At 62.3% G+C, this 18,849-nt stretch carries 17 protein-coding genes; 10 read left to right on the top strand and 7 right to left on the bottom strand.

Annotated elements, in window-relative coordinates; genetic code table 11:
- Positions 1–47 precede the first annotated feature (47 nt).
- From K5Y35_RS19405 to K5Y35_RS19395, 3 genes are all read right to left on the bottom strand, one after another.
- Positions 48–1,145, bottom strand: a complete 1,098-nt coding sequence (locus tag K5Y35_RS19405; protein WP_222832647.1) for an extracellular solute-binding protein — start codon at positions 1,143–1,145, stop codon at positions 48–50.
- Between the two features lie 2 nt (positions 1,146–1,147).
- The gene (gene aguA, locus K5Y35_RS19400; protein ID WP_123462741.1) at positions 1,148–2,257 is read right to left on the bottom strand and encodes an agmatine deiminase; all 1,110 of its coding nucleotides are present in this window, start codon (positions 2,255–2,257) and stop codon (positions 1,148–1,150) included.
- A gap of 99 nt (positions 2,258–2,356) precedes the next feature.
- Entirely contained in the window at positions 2,357–3,241 is an 885-nt protein-coding gene (locus K5Y35_RS19395; protein ID WP_222832646.1) for a LysR substrate-binding domain-containing protein, read from the bottom strand.
- Positions 3,242–3,750: 509 nt separating this feature from the next.
- Here K5Y35_RS19395 and K5Y35_RS19390 point away from each other — a divergent pair.
- Entirely contained in the window at positions 3,751–4,266 is a 516-nt protein-coding gene (locus K5Y35_RS19390; protein WP_222832645.1) for a DoxX family protein, read from the top strand.
- 3 nt (positions 4,267–4,269) lie between these two features.
- On the opposite strand, the gene K5Y35_RS19385 is transcribed toward K5Y35_RS19390, so the two are convergent.
- Positions 4,270–5,886, bottom strand: a complete 1,617-nt coding sequence (locus K5Y35_RS19385; RefSeq protein WP_222832644.1) for a murein L,D-transpeptidase — start codon at positions 5,884–5,886, stop codon at positions 4,270–4,272.
- 150 nt (positions 5,887–6,036) lie between these two features.
- Here K5Y35_RS19385 and K5Y35_RS19380 point away from each other — a divergent pair, with 150 nt between their 5' ends.
- Entirely contained in the window at positions 6,037–6,750 is a 714-nt protein-coding gene (locus K5Y35_RS19380; protein ID WP_123462733.1) for a murein L,D-transpeptidase catalytic domain family protein, read from the top strand.
- Between the two features lie 78 nt (positions 6,751–6,828).
- Here the strand turns inward: K5Y35_RS19380 and K5Y35_RS19375 are convergent, their stop codons facing one another.
- Entirely contained in the window at positions 6,829–8,241 is a 1,413-nt protein-coding gene (locus K5Y35_RS19375) for an MFS transporter (RefSeq protein ID WP_222832643.1), read from the bottom strand.
- Positions 8,242–8,344: 103 nt separating this feature from the next.
- On the opposite strand from K5Y35_RS19375, the gene K5Y35_RS19370 reads away from it, so the two are divergent.
- On the top strand, positions 8,345–9,232 hold the full coding sequence (locus K5Y35_RS19370) for a LysR family transcriptional regulator (protein ID WP_222832642.1): 888 nt from the start codon (positions 8,345–8,347) through the stop codon (positions 9,230–9,232).
- Here the strand turns inward: K5Y35_RS19370 and K5Y35_RS19365 are convergent.
- Positions 9,229–9,849 carry a cell wall hydrolase gene (locus K5Y35_RS19365; RefSeq protein ID WP_222832641.1) on the bottom strand — a complete coding sequence of 207 codons (621 nt, stop codon included), beginning with the start codon at positions 9,847–9,849 and terminating at the stop codon, positions 9,229–9,231. The genes K5Y35_RS19370 and K5Y35_RS19365 overlap by 4 nt on opposite strands.
- A 199-nt stretch (positions 9,850–10,048) precedes the next feature.
- Between K5Y35_RS19365 and K5Y35_RS19360 the strand changes: the two genes are divergently transcribed.
- The 6 genes from K5Y35_RS19360 to K5Y35_RS19335 all read left to right on the top strand — a co-directional run bounded on the left by K5Y35_RS19360 (position 10,049) and on the right by K5Y35_RS19335 (position 17,611).
- Entirely contained in the window at positions 10,049–10,900 is an 852-nt protein-coding gene (locus K5Y35_RS19360) for a CAP domain-containing protein (RefSeq protein WP_222832640.1), read from the top strand.
- A 296-nt stretch (positions 10,901–11,196) separates the two neighbouring features.
- Complete coding sequence (gene moaA / locus K5Y35_RS19355) at positions 11,197–12,195, top strand: GTP 3',8-cyclase MoaA (RefSeq protein WP_123462724.1); 999 nt, start codon at positions 11,197–11,199, stop codon at positions 12,193–12,195.
- Positions 12,196–12,231: 36 nt separating this feature from the next.
- Positions 12,232–13,131 carry a bestrophin family protein gene (locus K5Y35_RS19350; protein ID WP_123462722.1) on the top strand — a complete coding sequence of 300 codons (900 nt, stop codon included), beginning with the start codon at positions 12,232–12,234 and terminating at the stop codon, positions 13,129–13,131.
- Positions 13,132–13,418: 287 nt separating this feature from the next.
- Positions 13,419–14,318 (top strand): LysR family transcriptional regulator, encoded by a 900-nt coding sequence (locus tag K5Y35_RS19345; RefSeq protein WP_222832639.1) that lies wholly within the window; start codon positions 13,419–13,421, stop codon positions 14,316–14,318.
- A gap of 556 nt (positions 14,319–14,874) precedes the next feature.
- On the top strand, positions 14,875–16,239 hold the full coding sequence (locus tag K5Y35_RS19340; RefSeq protein ID WP_128614376.1) for a glutamine synthetase family protein: 1,365 nt from the start codon (positions 14,875–14,877) through the stop codon (positions 16,237–16,239).
- An 88-nt stretch (positions 16,240–16,327) separates the two neighbouring features.
- Positions 16,328–17,611: an NAD(P)/FAD-dependent oxidoreductase gene (locus K5Y35_RS19335; RefSeq protein ID WP_123462716.1), complete on the top strand. Its 1,284-nt coding sequence runs from the start codon at positions 16,328–16,330 to the stop codon at positions 17,609–17,611.
- Between the two features lie 127 nt (positions 17,612–17,738).
- On the opposite strand, the gene K5Y35_RS19330 is transcribed toward K5Y35_RS19335, so the two are convergent.
- Positions 17,739–18,524 carry a DeoR/GlpR family DNA-binding transcription regulator gene (locus K5Y35_RS19330; protein ID WP_128613527.1) on the bottom strand — a complete coding sequence of 262 codons (786 nt, stop codon included), beginning with the start codon at positions 18,522–18,524 and terminating at the stop codon, positions 17,739–17,741.
- Between the two features lie 79 nt (positions 18,525–18,603).
- Here K5Y35_RS19330 and K5Y35_RS19325 point away from each other — a divergent pair, with 79 nt between their 5' ends.
- Complete coding sequence (locus K5Y35_RS19325; RefSeq protein WP_222834507.1) at positions 18,604–18,768, top strand: hypothetical protein; 165 nt, start codon at positions 18,604–18,606, stop codon at positions 18,766–18,768.
- The last annotated feature ends 81 nt before the right edge of the window (positions 18,769–18,849 follow it).

Below are 18,849 nucleotides of genomic sequence, written 5' to 3'. Positions count from 1 at the left end.
TCGCCCCCCTCTCCTCCCGGGAGAGGGCTGGGTTGAGGGTCATCTGTTCACAGCCCGGACTTCAACCGACTGAACGCCCGGATCAACGCCCGATTGAAGGCTTTGCCGTTGTCGTTTTTGCTGTACAGCGTGGCCCTGACGTCGGCCGGGGGATACGTCCCCGGATCATTGCGAATCGACGCATTGACCAGGCCGTCCGCCGCCGTGATCGCATTGGCGTAATGAATGGTGTCGGTAATCGGCGCGATCACCTCCGGCGTCATCAGGTAATCCATCAACGCCAACCCGGCCTGGGGATGCGGGGCGTCCCTGGGAATGACCATCGCGTCAAACCAGATCAACGTGCCTTCTTTCGGGATGTGGTAACTCAGTTTGAACGGTTTGTTCGCCGCCTCCGCCTGCCCTGCCGCAATCGCCACGTTGCCGTTCCACGACATCGCCACGCAGGTGTTGCCATTGGCCAGGTCGCTGATGTTCAGGTCGTTGTCGAAGTAGCGGATGTACGGACGGATCTTCGCCAGTTGCTGCTCGGCGAGTTTCAAGTCGTCGAGGTTCTGCCGGTTGATGTCCAGGCCCATGTACTTCATCACGGCGGCGAACACTTCGTTAGGATCATTGAGCAGACTGACTCCGCAATCGGCAAATTTTGCCACCACGGCCGGATCGAACAGCATCGCCCAACTGTCGGTCGGCGCATTCGGCAGGCGCTGCTTGATCGCCTCGTACTGGTAACCGACGCCGGTGGTGCCCCAGGCGTAGATCCCCGCATAGCGATTGCCCGGATCGAACACCGCCATGTGCTGGCGAAACTCATCACCGACCCCGGCAAAGTGCGGCACCCGCGCCTTGTCCAACGGCTGGATTGCGCCGCTCTCGATGGCCCGCGACAAGTGCTGGCCGGCAGTCAGCACCAGGTCGTAACCACTGCGCCCGGTGAGCAGTTTGGTCTCGACGGTTTCCAGCGAGTCAAAGTGATCGACGACCACGTGAATGCCGGTTTTCGCTTCAAAATTCTTCAGTGTGTCCGGTGCCAGGTACTCGCCCCAGATGTACAGGTTAACCACCGGTTTGGCGGAATCGGCGGCCTGCACACACAGGGGTGCAAGCACCAGCATTAACGCTTGAGTCAGTTTGTGCAGGCCCATCATCACACCCCCTTGCCGGCGTACTGCGGCATGGTGATGCAGGCGACGTTGCCACCACCGAGCAGGATTTCCCGGGAATTTTCGATGCCGACGATCTTGTGCTGCGGGAACAGTTCGGCGAGTGTCGCCAGTGCCACCTGATCGTTGCGGTCACCGAACAGCGGCACCACGATCGAGCGGTTGCCGGCGTAGTAGTTGATGTATGACGCACAGATTTGGGTGCCGGCCTGTCGAGTGTGGGTACTGTCCTGCTGATCGAGGCCTTCGGCTTCTTCGGCGGTCCACTCCAGTACGTCCGGTTGCGGCAGTTTGTGCACGATCAACTCGCGGCCCCGGCTGTCACGGGTGCTGCGCAGGATGTCGTAGGCCTCCTGATAGATTTCCCACTGCGGGTCATCGCGGTTGTCGGTCCATTGCAACACCACTTCGCCGGGACGCACGAAGCAGGCGAGGTCGTCGACATGGCCGTCGGTTTCGTCGAACTTGCAGCCCCGTGGTAGCCAGATCACCTGTTCGGCACCGAGGTAATCGGTGAGGCGTCGGGTGACTTCGTCCTTGCCCAGGTGCTGGTTGCGATTGCGGTTGAGCAGGCATTGCTCGGTGGTGAGGATGCTGCCCTGGCCGTCGCTCTGGATACCGCCCAGTTCGGCAATCAACGGCGCGCGGTAGCGGTCGAAGCGCTCGATTTCGAGGATCTTGCTGGCGATCTGGTCGTCCTTGTCCCAGGGGTAATACAAGCCACCGTCGAGGCCGCCGTAGGCGTTGAACTCGAAGTCGACGCCGCGCACTTCGCCGCTCTGATCGTTGACGACAAAGCATGGACCACTGTCGCGGAACCAGGTGTCATTGCAGGTCATCTCGACCACGCGTACCTGCGGCGGCAACTGCCGGCGGGCGGTGGCGAATTGCGCGGCAGAGGCGCACACGGTGACCGGCTCACTCTGCGAGATGGCGCTGACGATCTGCACCCAGACTTTCTGCGCCGGCTTGGCGCCATTGCGCCAGACGTCGGTGCGCTCCGGCCAGCCGAGCCAGCAGCCGGACTTCGCTTCGAATTCGCCGGGCAGACGGAAGCCGTCCTGTTTGGGGGTGGAGTCGAGCAAACGTGCCATGGTCAAACCTCGTCTTCGGGTTGGGAATGACCACAGGCTAAGGGCGCAGACGCTGCGCTCGCCAACGATGATTATTACGGAACAGTTGAATTCAACTCATCAATCGGCCAGTTGATCGTTGAACCATTCTAGCATCTGCGCCACCGCCGGACGCTCCAGACGCACCCGTTCGCAGACCAGCGCGTATTGACCGAGGGCGGTCATGCTCGACGCGAAGGGTCGCACCAGTCGCCCGCTCTGCAAATCCTCCTGGGCGGTGAGGTTGTCGCCCATCGCCACGCCCTGCCCTTGCGCCGCCGCTTCCAGGGCCAGCCCGGCATGGGCGAAATACAACTGGCGTTGCGGCCGCTGATCGCCGGCGTGGCTAGTCAGCCAGGCGGTCCAGGTCTTGCCGTCCTGATCATCGTGCAGCAGGCAGTGACGGGCCAGATCCCTTGGCGTTTTCAGGCTGCCCTGGTTGAACAGTCCGGGGCTGCACACCGGGAAAAATTGCAGGTCGGGCAGCGGCCGGACGAAATACGCACTGCTGTCCACCGGGCCGGTGCCGTAGGTGATCGCCAGATCAATGTCTTCCCCGGGCGCCGCAGCGTCGATCGGTTGTTCATAGAGGTGCAAGGTGATGTGCGGGTAACGCGCATAGAAATCGGTGAGGCGGCTCATCAACCATTTCTGCGCGAGCTCCGCGGTGACGGCCAGACGCAACACCGCGAGCGAGGATGGGTCGCGCAATTCATCACAAGCGTCGCCGATCAGTTCGAAGGCCTGCTGCAGGCTTTGCATCAGGCGTCCGGCAGCGATGGTCGGGCGAATCTGCCGGCCTTCGCGGATGAACAGCGCGACGCCGAGTTGCTCTTCGAGCTGGCGGATTTGATGGCTGACGGCGCTGTCGGTGACACACAATTCCGCCGCCGCCCGGCCGAAATGCGCGTGACGGGCGGCGCATTCGAAAGTGCGCAGGGCGGCCAGTGAGGGAAGTCTTCGCATGGGGCTGGTCCGTTTTTTGTAGGTCATGCTGACGGGGCCGGACGTGCGCGTCCAGCCCTCGTTCCCTCACCCCAGCCCTCTCCCAGAGGGAGAGGGAGCCGATCGCGAGATATTGAGGATGTACGCCGACCTGAATGTGCGTGGGTGAATCCATGATCGACTGGTTTTTTTCAGGTCGATGGATAACGCAAGACAACCCGGTCAGCGCCCTCTCCCTCCGCTACACACACGGGAGCTATTGAGGATGTACGCCGACCTGAATCTGCTTCGGTGAATCCATAATCGACTGGTTTTTTCAGGTCGATGGAGAACGCAAGACAACTCGGTCAGCTCCCTCTCCCTCCGGGAGAGGGCTGGGGTGAGGGGCTTTTGACTGTATCGCACTGTATACCCCGAAGCCGCAGACACACCCAACGCACAATCCCCCACCCCGCCGACACATCCCCGATACACCTCAAGGCTGAAATACCCCGGTCGATTCAACTGGCCCGACTCACCGGAGATGCATCATGACCACAACCCTCTCAACCGCCATCAAAGGGCTGCACCTGAACCTCGACCGCGCCGGCACCTGGCTCGCCCCCCTGACGCTGCGGCTGTTTATCGCCTGGGAATTTTTCGAGTCGGGGCTGGAGAAATTCAACGGGCAGAACTGGTTCGAAGACATCCAGGCGCGCTTCCCGTTTCCCTTCGATCACCTGCCGGCGTCGCTGAACTGGGAGCTGTCGATGTGGGCCGAGCTGATCGGCGCGCTGGCGATTCTGTGCGGTTTCGGCACACGGATTTCGGCCCTTGCGTTGATCGTGGTGACCGTGGTCGCCACCGCCGCCGTGCACTGGCCCGCCGACTGGTCGACGCTGAGCGAACTGGCGCAGGGTTACGCGATCACAAACAAGGGCTTCGGCAACTTCAAGCTGCCGGCGATTTACCTGGCTGCATTGCTGCCACTGCTGTTCGCCGGTGCCGGCAAGCTGAGCGTCGATGCGTGGCTGGCGCGGGTGTTCTGGCAACGCCACACCCGCTGAGGCTCAATGCGCCCGGTCCAGCCCCGCCAGCAACGCGCTGTCACGGCTGTAGATGTCCGGCGCGTAGCGCACCCGACCGGCATGATCGACCTGCGCGGTCCAGTAGGTCATCAGGATCGGCACCGGCGCCGACAAGCGAAATTCGTGAGTGGTGCCGGTGGCGAGCAAGGTGTCGGTGCGGGCCTTTTCCGCCGGGGTCAGGAGCAGGTCGCGCAGCTGCATCGGGTGCTCGACCCGCACGCAGCCGGAGCTGAAGGCACGCGGCCCTTTCTCGAACAGCGCCTTGCTCGGCGTGTCGTGCAGGTACACGGAGAACGGGTTGGGGAAGCGGATGACCATCTGCCCCAACGGATTACGCGGCCCGGCATCCTGACGCAGGAGGATGTTGCCGGGGTTGTCCCAGTCGATGTCCGCCGCTGCCAGCGGTTGCCCATTGGCATCGAGCACTTGCAGGTTCTGCCGGCTGAGGAAGGTCTGGTCCTTGCGGATTTCCGGCAGCTTGTCTTCTTTCCAGATAGTCGGCGGCACGGTCCAGGTCGGGTTGAGGGTCAGGCGCGTGACGCGAGACTTCAACAACGGTGTCTGGCGCTCGGCGCGGCCAACCTGAGTGCGGGTCTGCCACACGGCTTGACCGCCCTGATACAGCGTCAGTTCGGCGGCGGCAACGTTGACCAGCAGGCCATTGGGTTCCATGTCCTGGGCCAGCCAGCGGAAGCGTTCGAGGTTGACCCGCAACTGTTCACGGCGGTTCAGCGGACTGATGTTGAGCTCGGCGATCGTCCCCGGCCCGACCACCCCGTCGGCCTGCAAGGAATGGCTGGCCTGAAAACTTTTCACGGCATCGACCAGCACGCCGTCATAGGCATTGCCCGGCGCGCCTGAGGCGTGGGTCAGATAGCCTTCGCTGAACAGCCGCTGCGCCAGTTCCGGCACGCGTTTATCTTCCATCGACGGGCGCAGCAGCGGCCCGTTGCCAACGGACTGCCATTGCGGCAACGCTTTGAGCCGTTGCACGGCGTAGAGCTGGCGCAGGCTTTGATATTGCGCCAGACGCGGACGGGCCAGATCGAACGCGCCGGCGATGTCGTGCATGCCGGGTACGGCGATGGCCAGCAATTCCGCCTGACGGTCGCGCGGGGTGTCATCGGCACGCCACAGCGGTTCGAAATGCGATTGCAGCAGGCGACCGTAATGCAAATCCTGCAGGGCCTGGAGGTAGTTGCGGCTGATGTCGATGTCGGCGCACAACTCGCCATCCTGCGGCGCTGCGCTCGGAAGCGGGTAGCGATTGGGATTCAGCCCATCGTCGGCCAACAGTTGCAATTGCGCGTGCAAGGCCGGCAATCGTGCGGAGTCACTGGCCCACACCGGCATCCAGTCCTGCTGTTCGTAGAAGGCCTGCAATTGCGTGAGCGCCGGGCCATTGAGCTGCGCGGCAATCGCCGCGCACGACTGCGGCAAACTGATCAGCACCGCCTGCAGCGGACTTTGCGGCTCGACCGGCCTTTCAGCAGGCGGCGTCGGCAATGTCTCCAGCGGCGGCAACGGCTCATCGGCACAAGCGACAAACGGCGCTGCGAGCAAACAAATGCTCAAGTAGCATGCGTACTTTTTGAACAACTGCTTTACTCCAATCCATGGCCGTCTCAATGACGGTCAACCTTACATCAGGTGCGCTGAACAGTCAGGCCCGAATCCGGGGTCTGTCGGGTATGACTGGGAGTCAGGAGCCAAAGTGCCAAATATGTAGCCAGTGAGGACACTTTATAAATGTTGACGTTTTTGCGCCGACTTCTGTTGACCACCGCGACCCTTGTCGCCGTGACCAGTCCAGTTTTTGCCGCCGGCAAACCATCGCCGGTGCTCTTTACCAGCCTCGCGCACGCCGCGCCAGAACTCAATCCCCAAGCGCTGAAAGGTGCCTTGAACGCCATGCAATGCGCGGTCAACAACGGTGCGAAACCGTCCCGCCATCTGGCCATCATCGACTATTCGCAACCGTCTACCGAGCGCCGCTTGTGGATTTTCGACCTGAACCGGAAAAAACTGGTACTGCGCGATCTGGTCGCCCACGGCTCCAATTCCGGGGAAAACTTCGCCACGCAGTTTTCCAACCGTGAAGGCAGTTATCAATCCAGCCTCGGCCTGTTCCGCACCCAGGAAAGCTACGAAGGCACCCACGGTTACTCGCTGCGCATGGACGGCCTCGAACCGGGCTTCAACGACCTGGCCCGCGATCGTGCCATCGTGATCCACGCCGCCAGTTACGTGAATCCGTTGTGGAGCAAGCGCCAGGGGCGCATCGGCCGCAGCCAGGGCTGCCCGGCGGTACGGCCGCAGATCGCCCGACAAGTGATCGATAAACTCAAGAACGGTCAGTTCATGTTCTCGTGGTACCCCGACCAGCGCTGGCTGCGCTCGTCGCCGTACCTCAATTGTCAGCCGCAACAGGTGGCGAGCATTCTCAGTACCCACGCCAGCTGACAAAGCACTACAGCGGTTGCAGTTTTTGCCGCCACACGGTGCTTCTGTGGGAACGGGTTTGCTCGCGAAAGCGGTGGCTCAGTCGCTGGAGATGTCGGCTGTACCGGCCTCTTCGCGAGCAAGCCCGCTGCCCCATTTGAGCTTGGCGCGACTGAGGATCAGGGCCATGAGCATCAGCGCTGTAGCGACGGCGAAAGTGATGTGCAAGCCGCGGCCGATGACCTCGGCAGGTGCCTGGGTCGGGCCACCCGTGGCCAGGGCAAACACCGCCCCCATCACCGCCGCCCCGGTGATCAATCCGAGATTGCGCGCCAGCCCGAGCAGGGCCGACACCACACCGCGCTGATCCTGACTGACACCCGCCATCAATCCGGTATTGTTGGCCGCCTGGAACAGCGCATAGCTCCCGGCGACCAGCGTCATCGGCAGCAAATACCCCGGCAGACCCAGATGCGTCGGCAACAGCGCCAGCAGTGCGCAACCGCCGGCCAGCCCCAGCAACGCGCCCGGCACCATGCGCCGCGCGCCGAAGCGATCCACCAGCCGCCCGGCCGCCACGCCACCAAACGCCGCCAGCAACGGCCCGACCGACAACGCCAATCCGACCATGGCACTGCTCAGGCCCAACCCGCGACTCAGGTAAAACGGCCCGACCACCAGTGTGGTCATCATGACTGTCGTCACCAGCAAGGTCAGCGCCAGGCTGCTGCTCAGTCGCGGGTCAGCGAACAGAGACAGGCGTATCAGCGGCGCCCTGGCTTGCTTCTCGACCACGATGAACAACCCCGCGCCGCACAGGCTGACCACTAGCAATCCGAGGGTGAAACCTTCGAGCGTCATCGCCAGCGCATAGGCCGCCAGCGTCAACACCAGTACTCCCGAGCCGACATAATCAAATGTCACGGGCGTGCGGGCGGTGCGATCGGCCGGCAAATAGCGATACACCAGCCACGCATTGAGCAACCCCAACGGCACGTTGAGCAGAAAGATCGACGGCCAGCCGACATGCTCCATCAACAGCCCACCCAGCGACGGCCCGAGGCTGGTGCCGGTGGCGGACATCGTCGCCAGCAAGCCCATTGCACTGCCCGCCCGCGCCTTGGGCACCGCATCGGCGACCAGTGCAACCGTCAACGCGAACATGATTGCCGCGCCGACGCCTTGCACTGCTCGTGCGCCGATCAACCAGATCCATCCAGGGGCGAGTGCGCAGGCCAACGACGCGGCGGTGAACAGGCCGATCCCGACCAACAGCAAGCGCCGGCGCCCAACGCCATCGCCCAGACGCCCGACGCTGACAATCAAGGTGGTCACCGCCAGCAGGTAGGCCAGCACGATCCATTGCACCTGTTGAAACGTCGCATCGAACGCCGCCGCCAATGTCGGCAATCCGGCGTTGGCAATGCTGGTGTCCAGTGACGGCATCAACATCGACAGTGCCAGGCTGGTCAGCGCCCAGCGGGCTGTGGGGTTCAGGGGTTCTCGGGGCATGGCGTGCTCGCAGCGCAAGGGTGATACGCCGTAGCCTGAGCCTCGACAATACACGGCGCAAGACGCATGATTTGCACTCAATACCTGCATGGAACGCCATGTCATGACCGCTCCGGATCTGAACCTGTTGATCACCCTCGACGTCTTGCTGCGCGAAGGCAGTGTCGCCCGCGCCGCGAGATGCCTGCGGTTGAGCCCGTCAGCCATGAGTCGCGCCCTCGCCCGTCTGCGCGAAACCACCGGGGACCCGTTGCTGGTGCGCGCCGGTCGTGGCCTGGTGCCGACGCCGCGGGCGCTCGAATTGCGCGAGCGGGTCGGTCATCTGGTGCAGGCCGCCGAGGCGGTTTTGCGCCCCGCCGAGACACTCGACCCGGGCCGGTTGCAACGCACGTTCACCTTGCGCAACACCGACGGTTTTGTGGAAACCTTTGCCGCTGCCCTGCTCGCCCGCATCGGCGAAGAGGCGCCCGGGGTGCGCCTGCGCTTTGTGCAAAAAGCCGACAAGGACAGCACGCCGCTGCGCGAAGGCCGGGTGGACCTGGAGACGGGTGTGGTCGACGACACCACGGATCCGACGTTGCACAGCCGCATCCTGTTTCAGGATCACTGGATCGGGGTGGTGCGTGAGGGGCATCCGTTGAGCGCGGGCAAGATCAGCAGCAAACGCTTTGCCGGTGGCGAACACATTCTGATCTCGCGACGCGGGCGCAGCAGCGGCCCGGTGGACGAAGCATTACTCGCCTTTGGCCTGACGCGGGACATCGTCACCTCGTTCGGTGGATTCTCCGCAGCGCTGACGCTGGTGCGTGAATCAGACCTGATCGCCACAGTGCCGGAACGTCACACGAGCAAACTGCGCAACGGCCTGCAAAGTTTCGCCCTGCCCTTCGAGATGCCGCCGATCAGCGTGTCCATGCTCTGGCACCCGCGCATGGACGCTGACCCGGCGCACCGCTGGCTGCGCCATTGCGTGCGCGAAGTCTGTGCCTAACGCGCATCACCGCCGGCGGGTTTATAGAACAGGAATTTGCCGGTCTCGGCCGTCTTGCGGTACTCCTTGGCCCAACTCGGATGGACGTTGCGATCATGGAAATACAACGCGCCGTGGGTGCGATCCTTGAGCTGACGATTGAGGGCCTTGCCGGCGATTTCCTTGGCCAAGGCGTATTCGCTATCTTCCTTGACTTGATCCGGCTTGCCATCGCACCACCAGGAAAACTGGCAGCTCTTGCTTTCCGAGCCTTGTTTGACCACGGCACACACCGTGTCAGGGAACCCTTCGTGGCCGAGGCGGTTCATCACCACACTCGCCACCGCTTCCATTTCCGGGGTGTCCTTGCCCTTGGCTTCCCAATAGATACTGCGCGCCAGGCAGGTGAGCGGATCGTCCAGCGGCGCCGCGCCGGCCGGGTCAACCGCTTGGGCTTCGGTCGGGGTGATGGCCTCGGATCTGGGTGCCGGGGCCGCACTGACCTGGTCGGCGGCTTTCTCTTCGAGCACCTGGGCTTTTTCTTCAGCCTTCGCCTTGATCGGAGCCTGATCGGTGGCCCCCGCCACGCCAGTCAACAGCATTAACGCGAAACAGCCAGCCAACGCTTTCAATCCCATGTCAGTTCTTCCGGCAGCGCCCGGTCCGGGCAAGGTGTTACGTCGGGGAGACACCCGGATTACGGGGTCTTCGGAGAGTGTAGACGGCAAATACTTCGACAAAGTTGCGTAGAAAAAAGCGCCAAATGAAGAAAAAGACATTGCGTCCACCGGGGGCCTTTCGCGCATCATGGGCGCACTCAGCTCAAGGGAGATTTCCATGCGCTTCATGCCATCCGTTTTGCGTTTCGCCGCGTTGTCTGTCGGCCTGGTGCTGGCCATTCCGGCCATGGCCGCCGATGAGTCGCAATTGATCGAGTCGATCAACAGCTACCGCAGCCAACCGCAGCGCTGCGGCAGCCAGGCGTCCACTGAACTGCCGCCGCTGTCGGCCGATCCGCGACTGCGTTTGCCGGCCACCGGCATGGTCGATCTGCAACAGGCCATGGCCAGCGCCAGTTATCCGATGGTCAATGTCCAGGCAATCACGCTCAACGGCCCGCGCGATGCGGCGTCGGCGATGAAGGCGATTCAGGAAAGTTTCTGTCAGGTGGTGCTCGATCCGCAGTTCGTCGATGTCGGCGTCAGCCGTGCCGACCGCGACTGGCGCATTGTGCTGGCGCGGCCGTTGCTGTCGGCCAGGCTGGGGGATGCACAGAGTGAGGGGCAGAAATTGCTGAGCGAACTCAACGCCGCCCGCAGCAAGGCCCGTCAGTGTGGCGGTCAGTCCTTCAGCGCTTCCGCACCGCTGGCGTGGAACGCGACGTTGGGCACGATTTCCCAGGATCACAGCCGTGACATGGCCAACAACAATTACTTCGATCACAAGGACCGCGACGGCCGCACCCCCGGTGATCGCGCGGAACTCGCCGGGTACAGCGGCCAACTGGTTGGCGAAAACATCGCCGCCGGCCAGGACACCGTGGGCAAAGTCGTCGAGGGCTGGCTGGCCAGCCCTGGCCATTGCGCCAACCTGATGAACCCGCAATACAAGGAACTCGGCGCGGCCTATGCGACCGATCCGAAGAGCAGTGCGGGGATTTACTGGACCGCGATGTTTGGCGCGCAGTAACTCTTTGGCGCACCGTCATTGCTGCAGGAGCGAGTCTGCTCAGGGGGCTTTCACAGCACCTGAGCAGGCTCGCACCGGAGGGCTTCACCTCAAGATGCAGCCCGGTATCTCAAGCGCCAAAAACCCTTCATCACCAATCCTTGTTAACCTGACGACGCCAATTCGGCGAAAAACATTTCATCATCGACGGGATCAATCAGCCGTTCAGAAACAGTGATTGGACGCTACTCAACGCAGCCCCTAACCTGCGCGGGCCAATCCCCTTCGACAGGGGTTTCCACTCTTGCGAGGCTGTCATGTCAGAACGCGTCTTGATCGATGGTTACAACCGCCGCGTCGACTATCTGCGCATGTCAGTCACCGACCGCTGCGATTTCCGCTGCGTGTATTGCATGGCCGAGGACATGCAGTTTCTGCCACGTCAGCAAGTGCTGACCCTGGAGGAAATCTATCAACTGGCGCAAAGCTTCGTCGCACTGGGCACGCGCAAGATTCGCCTGACTGGCGGCGAGCCGCTGATCCGTCCGGGCGTGGTCAAACTGTGCGAGCAGATCGCCGCCCTGCCCGGCCTGCGCGAACTGTGCATGACCACCAACGGCTCGCAGCTGGGCAAACTCGCCGCGCCGCTGTTCGACGCCGGAGTCAAGCGCTTGAATATCAGCCTCGACAGCCTCGACCCCGAGCGCTTCAGACAAATGACCCGCACCGGCGATCTGGCGCAGGTGATCAACGGCATCAATGCCGCGCGCAAGGCCGGTTTCACCCGCACTAAACTCAACGTCGTGGTAATGCAGGGGCGCAACGATCAAGAGGTCAACGACCTGGTGAGCTTCGCCATCGACCACCAGCTCGACATCGCCTTCATCGAAGAAATGCCGCTGGGGATCATCAGCGAACACAGCCGCGCCGAGTCGTTTTTTTCCAGTGCGCAGGTACGCCAGAAAATTGCCGAGCGCTACACCCTGATCGACTCGGCCGAATCGACCCAGGGCCCGTCGCGCTACTGGCGACTGGCCGAGGCGCCGGAGATCCGCCTGGGGTTTATCTCGCCACACAGCCACAATTTCTGCGGCACCTGCAACCGCGTGCGACTGACCGTTGAGGGGCGCCTGCTACTGTGTCTGGGTAACGAGCATTCAGTGGACTTGAAAGCGGTGCTGCGCGCCCATCCGGGGCAACCGCAACGGCTGGAGAACGCCATCATCGAGGCGATGAAGCTCAAGCCATACCGGCATAACTTCGAAGTGAACGACGACGTCCAGGTCGTGCGCTTCATGAACATGACCGGCGGTTGAAACCGCCCTCACCCTGCGTCACCGGAACCGTCCAGCATGATCATCCGACCCAAGGTCAACCAGTTCGCCATTCTCTTCACCCTCAAGGGATCGATTGCCAAACGCATCGCCCTGCGCACGCTGATGGTCACCCTGCTGGCGTCGGCCATCGTCCTGATTGAAATGCTCCACCCAAGCAACTTCACCAAGGTCAACGCCACGCCGTTCACCTTGCTCGGGCTGTCGCTGTCGATCTTCATGAGTTTTCGCAACAACGCCTGCTACGACCGCTGGTATGAGGCGCGCAAGGCCTGGGGCGATGTGCTGGTGCACATTCGCTCGGTGATTCGCGAAACCCATGTCATCCGCGAGTCCGCCGAGCGCAAGCCGTTACTGCTCAACCTCTGCGGGTTTGCCCACGCGCTGAATGCGCGGTTGCGCCGGGAAAGCGAGGCCGCAGCCAGCAGTGCCTGGATCACACCGAAACACGATGCGCAGGTGCCGGATTACAGCGGGCGGATTCTGCAGCAGGTCGGCCAGCAATGCTCCGACCTGCATCAGAACGGCGAACTGAGCGAGTGGCGCTACATGCTGCTGGCCAACCACCTGACCAGCCTTACCCAGGCGCAGGCGGTCTGCGAACGGATCAAGAACACCCCGTTGCCCTTCCCCTACACCCTGCTGCTGCACCGCACGATCTACCTGTTCTGCATCCTGCTGCCGTTCGCCATGGCCGAGCCGCTGGGCTGGCTGACGCCGCTGTTCACGGCGATTGTCAGCTACACGTTCTTTGGCCTCGACGCGATTGCCGATGAACTGGAAGACCCGTTCGGCCGCGACGAAAACGACCTCGCGACCGACTCGCTGGTGCGCACCATCGAGCGCGACATCCTCAGCGAACTGGGCGTGACCGACCTGCCGCCGATGCTGCTGCCAGTGGACTATGTACTGAGCTGAATCCCCCGCCCATGACACCCAAGAACCAGTGCGAGCTGGCTTGCCAGCTGCCACAGGTTACCTGCCGTTTCACTCTCGCCAACCACACTTTCGAGCGGCTCTGTCGCGGAACCTCACCGCGCTGAGAGCCCCTTGAACCGTGAGTGACAGAGCCGATCCATCGCCCTTTGAACGCTTGCGATTGGACGAATGCGCCATCAGATGAGATCGTCGCACCCTGCGCGTTTCACGCGCCTTGCGCCTCTGCGTCAATACTCAATCCAAATTCCCGTCGAGCAGGTGCCATCGTGGACATCAAACAACTCAAGTTCCTGATCGCACTGGACGAAACCCGTCACTTCGGCCAGGCCGCCGCCCGCTGCCATATCACCCAGCCGACCCTGTCGATGCGCCTGCGCAACCTGGAAGACGAACTGGATCTGGTGTTGGTCAATCGGGGCCAGCGCTTCGAAGGTTTCACTCAGGCCGGCGAACGTGTGCTGGCCTGGGCGCGCACGCTGCTGGCGGCACATGATGGGTTGTTCGCCGAAGCGGCGGCGTGTCGCGGGCAACTGGTCGGTAGCTTGCGCCTGGGCCTGGTGCCACTGAGCAACTTCAATCCAGTCAATTACATTCAGGCGTTGTCCGGCACGTATCCGGAACTGAAATTCAGCCTGTCCTCGCTGAGTTCCGACGAGATCATCGCCGGTCTTGGCAACAATCAACTCGACCTCGGCGTGTGTTATCTCGACCACGTCAACCCGAGCTATTTCGAGTTTTTCGAGATCGGCGAAACCCGCGTCGGCCTGCTGTACGACAACCGTCACTTCCAGTTCGAAGGCAATGAAATGAGCTGGGAGGATGCAGCGGAACTGCCACTGGGGATGATCACCACCGGCATGCATTACCGCAAATCCATTGACCTGAGCTTCCGTAGCCGTGGCCTCAATCCGCAGCCGATCCTGGAAAGCGATTCGACGTATCAGCTGTTGCAGGCGATTCACCAGGGTTTCTGCTGCTCGATCATGCCGCTGGACAGTGGTCTGGAAGCACCGATCGAACACCTGTCGTTCATGAACCTGCCGGATGCCAGTGTGCTGGCCCCGCTGGGGCTGGTGATGCGCAAGACCGAACCGCGTTCGGCGATTGCCGAGAAGTGTTTTGCCGAGGCGCGCAAGATGTTCGGTATTGAAGCGCCGGTTGTTTGAGTGACCGATCCAGACGGTGATGCCGGATGATCGGGGCGTTCAAGATATTTCACATTCATCGTTTACAGCTCCCGAGGTTCCCCCTTACTATCCGGGCACACCGGTCGACGGGATTGCCCCGCCACCGACGCTTTCCGCCAACGGAAACACGCGTTATGAGTACGTCACCACAACAACTAAAATCGTTGAACGTCTCCGCAGTGTGCGCCCCCTGTCACAGGGGCCGCGCATGAATCGCATCGTCAATCTGCCCATGGCCCTGCGCCGTTCCAAGCTGCGTCACTCCGCACGCCCGCCGGATATCGCCTGCTGATTCCGCCAGTCAGTCAAGATCCGCATTGTGGCGAGGGAGCCTGCTCCCGCTGGACTGCTTAGCAGTCCCCTGCCTTTGAATCGAAAAGCGAGAGCCGCTTCGCGCCTCAGCACGAGCAAGCGCCCTCGCCACAGGTTCTGTGTCACCTCTGACTGATCTGCATTTGAAATCCCTGCCAGGACGCCCTCCCTGCGTCCGGCCCGAATCTGCGCGCCTGTGCGGCGCCCTCGTGAGTGATTGACCATGAAATTCGCAGCCATTGAAGACGCACGCCTGTTTCTCGACCAAAACCCTGATATCGACATGATCGAGCTGTTTATCCTCGACGCCAACGGCGTGCCGCGCGGCAAGCTGTTGCACCGCGAGGAATTGCTCGCCGTCTATGAAAGCGGCCGCCCGCTGCCAAGCACCATTCTCGGCCTGACCGTGCAGGGCGAGGACGTGGAAAACTCCGGTCTGGTCTGGGACGTCGGCGACATCGACTGCCGCGCCTACCCGCTCGAAGGCAGTCTGGTGCGCCTGCCGTGGCGGCAGATTCCCACCGCTGCGGTGCAAGTCAGCATGCACCCGACCGAGGGCATGCCCGCCAGCATCGCCGACCCGCGCCATTTGCTGATCAGGATCATCGACGGTCTCAAGGCCGAGGGTTATCACCCGGTGATGGCCTGCGAACTGGAGTTCTATCTGCTCGACGCCAAACGCGATCACAACGGTCGCCCACAACCGGCGCTGGATGCCGACGGGGGCCGACCGCGACACACGCAGGTCTACGGTTTGCGCGAACTGGAGCAGATCGAACCGTTCCTCGCCGACCTCTACAGCGCCTGCAAACTGCACGGCATTCCGGCGCGCACGGCGATCTCCGAATACGCACCGGGCCAGGTGGAAATCACCCTCGAACACGGCGATGCACTGCAGGCGATGGATCAGGCAGTGCGCTACAAGCGCCTGGTCAAAGCCGTGGCGCACAAGCACGGCATGCAGGCGACGTTCATGGCCAAGCCGTTCGATGATCTGGCCGGCACCGGCATGCACATGCACGTCAGCCTGGCCGATGGCGAGGGGCGCAACCTGTTCGCCTCCGAGGACCCGGCCGGCACCCCGCTGCTGCGCACGGCGATTGGCGGCATGCTCGCCTCGCTGCTCGATTCGCTGCTGCTGTTCTGCCCCAACGCCAACTCCTACCGGCGCTTTCAGGCCAACAGCTACGCGCCACTGGCGCCGACCTGGGGCGTCGACAACCGCACCGTCAGCCTGCGCGTACCCGGTGGCCCGGCCAATACCCGACACATCGAACACCGCATCTGCGGCGCCGACGCCAACCCGTACCTGGCCGCAGCGGCGATCCTGGCCGGCATCCATCGCGGCATTCGTGAAAACCTCGATCCGGGCGCACCGGTCGAGGGCAACGGCTATGCGCAGGCGAAGGAATTGCTGCCGACCGATTGGCTGACGTCACTGCAAGCGCTGGAGAATTCTGCGTGGGCGCGGGATGCCCTGGGCCAGGAATTTCTCGGCGTGTACCTGGCGGTGAAACGCGCCGAGTACCGGCAGTTCATGGCCGAGGTGGGCGAACAGGACTGGCGCTGGTATTTGACCGAAGCCTGAAGACTCACCACTGATCCCCCTGTAGGAGTGAGCCTGCTCGCGCCTACAGGGGATCGCGTACCGATTTGAATTTTGTGTGGACACTGACATGAGCCAACGCTGCAATTCCTACTACACCGCCACCCTCAATCAGGACACCGACTACCCGACCCTGCGCGGCCGACACCGAGTCGACGTGGTGATCATCGGCGGCGGTTTCACCGGCGTTGCCACCGCCGTCGAACTCGCCGAAAAAGGTTTGAAGGTCGCCATCGTCGAGAGCAACAAGATCGGCTGGGGCGCCACCGGGCGCAATGGCGGCCAGGTTACCGGCAGCCTCTCCGGCGACGGCGCGATGCGTAAACAGATGCGCCCGAAACTCGGTGATGCGGTTGACGATTTCATTTGGCACCTGCGCTGGCGCGGGCATCAAATCATCCAGCAGCGCGTGGCGAAATATGGCATTCAGTGCGACCTCAAACACGGTCATTTACACGCTGCCTACAAGCCCAGTCACATGACGGATTTGCGCAACGATTACGAGGAAGCCGTGCGCCGCGGCCTGGGCGATGAAGTCAGTCTGCTCGACCGAAGCCAAGTGCGTGACCTGCTGCAAAGCGACCTCTACCACGGCGCGATCAAGAACACCCGCAACATGCACCTGCACCCGCTCAATCTGTGCATCGGCGAAGCACGGGCGGCGGAGAGTCTCGGTACGCTGATCTTCGAGAACAGTGAAGTGCTGGAAATCATCCATGGCGCGACGCCTGGGGTCAGGACGGCTCACGGCCAGATCGACGCCAATCAAGTGATGCTCGCCGGTGACGTCTATCACAAGCTCGAACCGGGTCAGCTCAAGGGCAAGATCTTCCCGGCCATGGGCGGCATCGTCACCACCGCGCCGCTGGGCGATCTGGCGCGGCAGATCAACCCCGAAGACCTCGCGGTGTACGACTGCCGTTTCGTCCTCGACTACTACCGCCTCACCGCCGACGGGCGCCTGCTGTTCGGCGGCGGCGCCAACTACAGCGGCAAGGACTCGCGAGACATCGCCGCCGAGTTGCGCCCGTGCATCGAACAAACCTTCCCGGCGCTCAAAGGCGTGAAGATCGACTACCAGTGGAGCTGCGCGATGGGCATCGTGATCAACCGCATCCCGCAACTGGGCAAGCTGTCGGACAACGTCTGGTATTGCCAGGGCTACTCGGGGCACGGCATCGCCACCACCCACATCATGGGTGAAATCATGAGCCGGGCGATCACCGGGCAGTTGGAGCAGTTCGACACTTTTGCCCAGTGCCAGCACATTCGCGTGCCCATGGGGGATTTGCTGGGCAATCCGTTGTTGGCGGCGGGGATGTGGTACTACCAGATGCTTGAAAAGTTGCGTTGACGGGACTGGCCCCATCGCTGGCAAGCCAGCTCCCACAGTGTCCGTGGCGTACCCAGATTTCATGTACACCGCAAAACCTGTTGGAGCTGGCTTGCCAGCGATGAGGCCAGCAGCTCCAGCACAAACCTCAGTCCGGCAACTGCTCCACCGCAATCCCCAGCCGCCGATAATCCTCGACACTCCCCGACGCCACATGTCGCTCGGTGATCAGCGTATGCAGGCGCGTACACGACGCCACCACAAACGGCTCCACCGCGCCGAGCTTGTCCGCCGTGGTCACCGCAATCACCCGCGCCGCACTGTCCAGCAATGCCTGCTTCACCGGCACTTCATCGAAATGCAGCGAGGTAATCCCCACTTCCGGGTGAATCGCACACACCCCGGTGAAGGCCAGATCCGCCTTGATCCCGGCCAGCAGCCGCACCGCTTCATGGCCGCCGGCCGACATCGTGCGCGGGTTCAACTGCCCACCGGCGAGGATCACTTTGACGTCCTTGTATTCGGACAAGGCAATCGCCGTCATCGGCGCCGCCGTCACCGCCGTGATGCGGATATCCGCACGCAACGAGCGCGCCACCTGCAACGTGGTGGAGCCAGAGTCGAACAGCACAATCTGCCCGTCCTCGACCTTCTGCGCCGCCAACTGTGCCAGACGCACCTTGACCTCATCGGACTCCTCCAGCCGGGTGAAATAATCCTTGCCGGTGTCTTTCGGCCGCGGCAATGCCCCGCCATGCACCCGCTGCACCAGCCCGGCGCTGTCGAGTTCGGCGAGATCGCGGCGGATGGTGTCTTCGGACACTGCAAAGTGCTGGCTCAACTCGGACGCCATGACCTTGCCGTCACGTTCGAGGATCAAAAGTATTTTCTGCCGGCGCAGGGAGGGAAGCTCTGAAGCGGAATGATCGTGCATGGTTTTGCCTGTTTGTGCTGGTCATTGCAGGTTTGTGCGAGCTTAGCCAAGCAAACTTGCAAACACAACGCCGGTATCAATGGCTTCGATCATTGGAATCACGAAGCAGAATTTTTCTTTTGACCCGACCCCGGCAGAATGGCCCCACTTTCAAAAGGACCAGGATGAACACCCCATGAACCTCAATTTCGCTTTTGCCTGCATGGTCGTCGTGTCGTTTGCCATCGCGCTCGGGCACGCCTGATCAAGGACTAATCCTGCGCCGGGCTCAGACTTTTGCCATCGATGATTTCTCTAGACACCCGCAAAGCAAAAATCTAGCGTT

Source organism: Pseudomonas sp. SC3(2021), from assembly GCF_019856535.1.
In the GTDB taxonomy this organism is placed as follows: Bacteria; Pseudomonadota; Gammaproteobacteria; order Pseudomonadales; family Pseudomonadaceae; genus Aquipseudomonas; species Aquipseudomonas monsensis.
This window is presented reverse-complemented; position numbering and strand designations above follow the sequence as displayed.